Annotated in this window: 7 protein-coding genes and 1 pseudogene; 1 reads left to right on the top strand and 7 read right to left on the bottom strand. The window is 74.2% G+C overall.

The annotated features are described in order from the left end of the window. The 5 genes from ABZ885_RS33090 to ABZ885_RS33070 form a co-directional block, all read right to left on the bottom strand. Positions 1 to 665 (bottom strand): sigma-70 family RNA polymerase sigma factor (locus ABZ885_RS33090; RefSeq protein WP_360196960.1); only part of this gene is annotated, 665 nt, incomplete at its 3' end. A 227-nt stretch (positions 666 to 892) separates the two neighbouring features. Beyond that, on the bottom strand, positions 893 to 1,279 hold the full coding sequence (locus tag ABZ885_RS33085) for a PP2C family protein-serine/threonine phosphatase (RefSeq protein ID WP_360196957.1): 387 nt from the start codon (positions 1,277 to 1,279) through the stop codon (positions 893 to 895). Further along, positions 1,251 to 1,547 (bottom strand): hypothetical protein, encoded by a 297-nt coding sequence (locus tag ABZ885_RS33080; protein WP_360196954.1) that lies wholly within the window; start codon positions 1,545 to 1,547, stop codon positions 1,251 to 1,253. Before ABZ885_RS33080 ends, ABZ885_RS33085 begins: the two co-directional genes overlap by 29 nt. 171 nt (positions 1,548 to 1,718) lie before the next feature. Continuing rightward, entirely contained in the window at positions 1,719 to 3,092 is a 1,374-nt protein-coding gene (locus tag ABZ885_RS33075) for an FAD-dependent oxidoreductase (protein ID WP_360196951.1), read from the bottom strand. Between the two features lie 124 nt (positions 3,093 to 3,216). Next, on the bottom strand, positions 3,217 to 3,942 hold the full coding sequence (locus ABZ885_RS33070; RefSeq protein ID WP_360196948.1) for a TetR family transcriptional regulator: 726 nt from the start codon (positions 3,940 to 3,942) through the stop codon (positions 3,217 to 3,219). Positions 3,943 to 4,038: 96 nt separating this feature from the next. Between ABZ885_RS33070 and ABZ885_RS33065 the strand changes: the two genes are divergently transcribed. Next, positions 4,039 to 5,550: an FAD-dependent monooxygenase gene (locus ABZ885_RS33065; protein WP_360196945.1), complete on the top strand. Its 1,512-nt coding sequence runs from the start codon at positions 4,039 to 4,041 to the stop codon at positions 5,548 to 5,550. A gap of 99 nt (positions 5,551 to 5,649) precedes the next feature. Here ABZ885_RS33065 and ABZ885_RS33060 read toward each other — a convergent pair whose 3' ends face one another. Then, positions 5,650 to 6,018, bottom strand: coding sequence for a hypothetical protein (locus tag ABZ885_RS33060; protein ID WP_360196942.1), 369 nt, complete (start codon positions 6,016 to 6,018; stop codon positions 5,650 to 5,652). 46 nt (positions 6,019 to 6,064) lie between these two features. Next, positions 6,065 to 6,410: pseudogene (locus ABZ885_RS33055) on the bottom strand (hypothetical protein); the annotation flags it as partial.

Genomic DNA, 6,410 nt, shown 5'->3' with positions numbered 1-6,410 from the left:
TCTGGCCGTTGAGGACGTAGAACTCCCCGTCCTTGACGCCCTTGGTGGAGATGGCAGCCGTCGGTGCTGCCTCCGTCGGCCCCGGCGTCAAGGGACCCGCTGGTGTGGCCGTTGGCGGCGGTCAGTCCTTCCAGCACCTCTTCGGTGGAGAGCGAGAGGTGGGCGGCCAGCTCGGCGACGGTGGGAGCCCGGTTCAGCCCCTGCGAGAGCTTGTCCTGTGCTTTGGCCAGGCTGATGCGCAGCTCCTGCAACCGGCGGGGCACGTGTACGGCCCAGGTGGTGTCACGGAAGTGGCGCCGGATCTCACCGAGGATGGTGGGCAGCGCAAAGGTGGTGAACTCCACCCCGCGCTCGACGTCGAAGCGGTCGATGGCCTTGATGAGGCCGATCGCGCCGACCTGCAGGAGGTCTTCATGCGGCTCGCGATGCGCGTCGAAGCGCCGGATCGCGTACCGCACCAGGGACAGGTTCAGCTCGATCAGGGTGGCCCGCACGTAGGAGTACTCGCGGGTGCCCTCCTCCAGTGCGGCGAGGCGGCGCAGCAGGACGCGCGTCATCTCCCGTGCGTCGGCGGGCGCGACCTCGCGCGGGTCGTCGATGACGGCCGGCTCCGGGGGAAGCGGGCCGGCCGGACCGGCCGACGGCGCCTCCGCGGGTCGGGGCACACCCTGGGCCGTAGGGTCGAGCGAACGGGGTCGTGCATCACTGGGCGCCACCATGAGAGTCCCTTCCTCGGTCCGGACAGGTCGGAGCCCCGGGTACCCCCGGTCGGCCGCTCCATGCCATCCCTCGATGTGTGAGCACCGTGAAGGCTGTGCTGCGGGGCTGTCCGTCGTGGGCCGGCGCCTCCCGGTGCCGCGACGGCGTGGCGGGAGCCGAACGGGGGGCGGGGTCACCGGATCATGATCCCGACCAGGCACGTGTCGTCGTCGGTGTCCGCACCGCTGTAGCGCAGGAGGTGGTCCAGGTGGGCCTCGAGACCGTCGCCGATCGCTGCGCTCGCCTTCTCGGTGAGGGTGACGAGGCCGTTGAGGCAGGCTTGCAGGGACTGGTCGCGGCGTTCGATGAGTCCGTCCGTGTACATCACGAGGGTGTCGCCGCTCTGCAGGCGGATTTCGCCTTCTTCGTAGTCGGCGTGGTCGATGGCGCCCAGGAGGATCCCACCGAGCTGCGGGAGCGTTTCGGCGTGTCGGTCGCGCAGCAGGACCGGAGGGAGGTGTCCGGCCCGGGCCCAGCGCAGCCGTCCGGTGTCAGGGTGGTAGAGGCCGCAGACGGCCATGGGCGGTGAGGACGACACCGACCACCAGCATCACGGGCCCGACGACGGCGAAGATCCCGCCGATCACCCGGACCAGCACCAGTCGGCCGGCCTGCTGCGACGGCCGGGACTGCCGCCGCCACGGACCCCTCGCCTCCGCCGTGCGGACGAACCACCGCGTGAAGCCCCGGAAGTCGGTGACGAGGAGACCGCCCATCACGGTGGCGAAGAGCCCCCAGCAGAGTGCGAACAGCCCTCCCGACGCGTCGTTGTGGCCTGCCAGTGTCATCCACGCCTCTTCTCGTCTCCTTGAAGCGGGAGGTCTTCCCCCGGAGCGGAATCCTTGGGCATCCACAACGCCCGCACAAGATCCCGAGGCGGCGGAACGTGACGGCGCCTCAGCCGTCCGCCCCGGGGCCGCCGCGTGCGGCCAAGGGATTCGCGGGCGGCACCCCGGAACTCAGGCCGGGATGAGCGCGTCCCACTGGTCGCGGGTGGGCCCGTCGTGCCGGGGCGAGAAGTCCGGGCGGGCGGCCAGCCAGGCCGTCACCTGCCGGTCCACCTCGTCGGTGCCGTAGGCGTCGTCGGCCGTTTCCAGCAGGTGGCGGACCCGGGCGCGGGCCCGCATCACGACCGGGTCGTCGAAGGCACAGGCGGCCAGGGCGGCGGCCCGCCGCTCCGGGAGCGGTGAACTCCCGTTGAGGCGCTGCTCGTTGGCGCGGTCGGCCGTCACCTGCGCGTCGAACCACGGGCGGAGGGCGGCTGCCGTCCAGGCGTGGTAGCCGGCGGGGTCGGCGGCGATCCCGTCCGCGTGGGCGGCGAGGTGCTGGGCGGCGCGCAGGCCGAGGGCCACGCCGTGGCCCAGCGTGGGGTTGGTGTGGACGAGGCTGTCCCCGGCGTTGACCAGGCCGGTGACGACCGGGCCGCCGTCGTCGGCGAGCGCGGTCCAGCGGTTGTCCAGGCCGGCCATCGCGAGGACGGGCGACCGGGGTTCGGGGGCCAGGTCGAGCCAGGCGGCGGTGGCGGGGAAGCGGCGGGCGACGGCCTCGAACACGGCGGGGTCGGTGAGCGCGGCGCGGGTCGGATCCCCCGTGGAGAGCACCACGTTGACCGCGAAGGTGTCGTTGTCGGACGGGAAGACGCCGGCGAGGGCGAACGCCGCGGAGGAGCCGTTCTGTACCCGCCCGGGGTGGCGCGGGCCGTCGGCCCGCAGGCGGTACCAGCGGCAGAGGTAGGTGATCCCGGTCCGGTGGCTGTCGACCACGGGCGGTCGGCAGCCGGCCGCGACCAGCCAGCCGGGGACCGGCGAGCGGCGGCCGGACGCATCGACCACGAGGTCCGCCCGGTGCGTCTGCGCGCCCGCCTGCACGCCCGTGACCCGGGGAGGGGTGCCCTTCTCGAAGGTGAGGGCGTGCACCCGGCAGCCCCGCCGCACCTCGACGGTGCGCTCCCGCCCGACGGCCGCGGTCAGGGCGGCCTCCAGCACGATGCGGCGGGTGCGCAGGGTCACCAGTTCCTCGTCGCCGGCCCGGTGCGGCGGGTGCTCGCCGAACCAGTCGAAGTCGTGGTACTCCCGGGCTCCGCGGGCCAGCAGGTCCGCGTGGACGTCGGGGGCCTCGGCGAGCAGCACGCTGCGCACGGGAGCGAGGAACGAGTGGGGCTGGGCGGCCTGCGGGACCCGCGGTCTCCTCCAGTGGAAGAAGTCCCGGTCGAGGTCCTCGCCGGCCTGCCGCGCGTCCTGCTCGAACACGGTGACCGTGTGGCCCCGCCGGCCGAGCAGGAGTGCCGTCCCCAGACCGCTGATACCGCCACCGATCACTGCAACCCGCGCCACTGAGACTCCCCTTCGCGTCGTGTTGCGGGATGATCTTACTGAGTGATGATCTCCGGTCGGACATCGGCCTCTGCGGCGGCCGTTGCTGGTTCGCCGCTGATCCGAGGCCGGTCCGCCGACGGGCTCAGAAGCCGTGGGGGGCGGCCCCGTTGCGCAGCAGGGAGAACGCCGTGGCGGTCTCGGCGGCGGCCTGCCGGGCGGCGGCGTCGGTGTCCTGCCCGGCGGCGAGCCGGGTCCAGACGGAGTGGGCGAGCTCCTGGCGGACCGCCATGTACTGGGCGGCGACCAGGCGGGCGGTCACTCCGCGGTCCGGGTCGAGCGCCTCGGCGAGCGCGCGGGTGTCCGCGTCGATGTAGTCCATCAGGTGGGCGGAGAGGCTGGGGGTCTCGTAGACCAGCCGCAGGAAGGCGAGCGACTCGGGCTGGTCGGTCAGCCCGGTGCTGGGGTCGCGGGCCTCCAGGCGTTCCAGGTGGTGGCGCTCCAGGGCGTCCAGCGGGGTGACCCCGGCGGCCCGGCCGGCGACCACCCGCCCGGCTTCGCCGAGGTGGTCCGCGAAGCGGTGCAGGACCAGTTCCTCCTTGCTGGCGAAGTAGCGGAACAGGGTGGGCTTGGAGACCTCGGCGGCGGCGGCGATCTCGGCCACCGAGACCTGGTCGAAGCCCCGGTCGAGGAAGAGGGCGATGGCCGTCTCGGCGATGGTCTGCCGGGTGCGCTGCTTCTTCAGGGTCCGCAGACCCGGCTCCGGCGCGCCCGGACTCGCCGGGTTCGGGCCGGCGGGACTCGGGCCGGCGGGACTCCGGCGCGCGGGGGCGGGGCGCGCGGGGGCGGGGCGCGCGGGGTTCGGGCTCATGGGGCGATCATAACTCGGATAAATTTGTTACTCGGTTGCATTCGTTACCGGGTTGCTGTTTCATGATGCGTACCGACAACCGGAAGGACGCACAACATGACGACCGTGGTGATCGTGGGGGCCGGCCCGACCGGACTGACCCTGGCGTGCGGACTGGCCCGGCAGGGCGTCGAGGTCCGCGTCATCGAGAAGGCGGCCGCGTTCCACCCCGGCTCGCGCGGCAAGACGCTCAACCCGCGCAGCCTGGAGGTCCTCGCCGACCTGGGCCTGGCCGAGCGGCTGGCCGCCGCGGGCCGCACCCACCTGCCGTTCCACAAGTACTTCGCCGGCGAGTTCGTCAGCGAGGCCGAGCCGTTCGCCGGCGTCCGGCCCACCCCCACCGCCCCGTACCCGGCGAGCCTGTGGCTGCCGCAGACGCGGGTGGAGCGGCTGCTGCGCGAGCGGCTCGCCGAGTACGGGGCGAAGGTCGAACTCGCCTCCGAGCTGGTGGACTTCCGGCAGGACGGGGCCGGCGTGGAGGTGCGGCTCGCGGACGGCGGGCGGATCGCCGCCGAGTACTTGGTCGCGTGCGACGGCGGCCGCTCCACCGTCCGCAAGCTGCTCGGCATCCCCTTCGTCGGCGAGGGCGACCCGGAGCCGGTGATGGTCTGCGGCGACGTCGAGGTCGAGGGGCTGGAGCCGGGCGTCTGGCACCAGTGGTTCGGGCCGCAGGGCGTGTTCATGCTCTGCCCGTTCGAGGGCACCCGCCGCTGGCAGCTGCAGGCGAGCCCGGAGACGGACGCCGACGGCCGGATGGTCGCCCCGTCACTGGAGAGCTTCCAGCGGCTGGCCGCGCTGCACACCGGCCGTGCGGACCTCAGGCTCACCGAGGCCACCTGGCTGTCCACCTGGCGGGTCAACGTCCGGGTGGCGGAGCGCTACCGCGAGGGGCGGGTCTTCCTGGCCGGCGACTGCGCGCACGTCCACCCCACGGCGGGCGGGCTCGGCATGAACACCGGCATCCAGGACGCCTGGAACCTCGCCTGGAAGCTCGGGTACGTGCTGCGCGGCCTGGCCGCGCCGGCCCTGCTGGACACCTACCAGGAGGAACGGCTGCCGATCGCCGCCTGGACGCTCGACGTCACCAGTGCCGGCATGGCGGCCGTCATGGACGGCATCCGCACCCCCGGTACCGGCGTCGAGGTCGGCCGGGTGGGCGACCTCACCGGCCTCGCGCTCGGCTACCGCTGGGGCCGGCTCGCCGCCGGCCGCCCGGCCGACGAGGGTGTCGAGAGTGCCGACGGCCTGCTCCGGGCCGGGGACCGGGCGCCCGACGCCCCCTGCACCGGCCCCGACGGCGAGCCGGCCCGGCTCTTCGAGCGCTTCGCCGGCGACCACTTCACCCTGCTCGGCTTCGGGCCGGGCGCCCGCCCCGCCCTCGCCGGACTGCCCGGCCACGTCCGGCCGGTGCAGCTCGACGACTCGGACGGCACGGCCCGCGAGGCGTACGGGATCACCGGCGACACCCTCGTCCTGGTCCGGCCCGACAACCACATCGCCCTGATAGCGCCGGCCACCGCCCGCGAGGAGGTGCTCGGGTACCTGACGGCCCTCAACGCCGCCGGCTGAGCCCCGGCGGGGACGCGTCCGACGGGGGCCTGCCGTGCGACCGGCAGGTCTCCCGGCGTGCGGGCGGGGGAGCGGCGCGCCCCGTCCTCCGGGCGCCGGTCAGGGCCGGGGGCGGATCGCCAGGCCCGGCCGCCTGCGGTGCACCGTCAGGTAGACGACGCCCTCCGGCCCCGCCGCCACACCCCGCGTGGCGCCGCGCGGCAGCAGGCGCAGTGCGCCCGGCTCCAACGCGTGGGTGGTGTCCCCGCACCGCAGCGTGCCCCGCCCGGCGATCCCCAGCACCAGCACGTCCAGCTCCGGCTCGACATGGTCGGCGACGGACGCCTCCGGCTTCAGCCGCACCACGTTCGCGTCGAGCTGACGCTCCGTACCGGTCAGCCGCCACAGCGCCCCGGCCTGGTCGGCGGCAGCCTCCCGCAGCAGGTCGTCCAGTACCACGCCCTCACCGCGGGCATCCGAGTCCGTCATGCCGGACATCATCCCACCGGCCCCGGCGTGGTGCGGGTGCGCAGCATCAGAACAGGCCCTCCGGGAGGGTTTCGTCGTAGGCGCGGACGGCCTCGGTGTCGACGGCGGGGAACAGTTCGTCGAGGTCGGTGGCGCGCAGCTCGGGGAGGGCCGCCGCGGCGGCCAGGAAGCGGTCCTGGTCCCCGGCGCCGACGACGCCTTCGGTGAGGGTGCGGAACTCGGCCTCGTAGGCGGTCCGGTCGAAGGGGCGGGTGTCCGACGGGTGCGCGTCCGGCTCGGCGGAGTGCTCCTTGGTGGAGGTGTCCAGGATCGCGCGGCGCGGTTCGCCGGCCTCGGGCAGCAGCACGGTGTAGTCGGAGGCGGGTCCGTCGAGCATCCAGGCGAGGAAGCCG

The sequence above is a fragment of the Kitasatospora sp. NPDC047058 genome (assembly GCF_040643935.1).
In the GTDB taxonomy this organism is placed as follows: Bacteria; Actinomycetota; Actinomycetes; order Streptomycetales; family Streptomycetaceae; genus Kitasatospora.
This window is presented reverse-complemented; position numbering and strand designations above follow the sequence as displayed.

Excerpts from the sequence above, each read along its gene's own strand:
- ABZ885_RS33085 (WP_360196957.1), bottom strand. The coding sequence starts at position 1,279 with ATGGCCGTCTGCGGCCTCTACCACCCTGACACCGGACGGCTGCGCTGG.
- ABZ885_RS33060 (WP_360196942.1), bottom strand. The coding sequence starts at position 6,018 with ATGACGGACTCGGATGCCCGCGGTGAGGGCGTGGTACTGGACGACCTG.
- ABZ885_RS33080 (WP_360196954.1), bottom strand. The coding sequence starts at position 1,547 with ATGACACTGGCAGGCCACAACGACGCGTCGGGAGGGCTGTTCGCACTC.
- ABZ885_RS33070 (WP_360196948.1), bottom strand. The coding sequence starts at position 3,942 with ATGAGCCCGAACCCCGCGCGCCCCGCCCCCGCGCGCCCCGCCCCCGCG.
- ABZ885_RS33065 (WP_360196945.1), top strand. The coding sequence starts at position 4,039 with ATGACGACCGTGGTGATCGTGGGGGCCGGCCCGACCGGACTGACCCTG.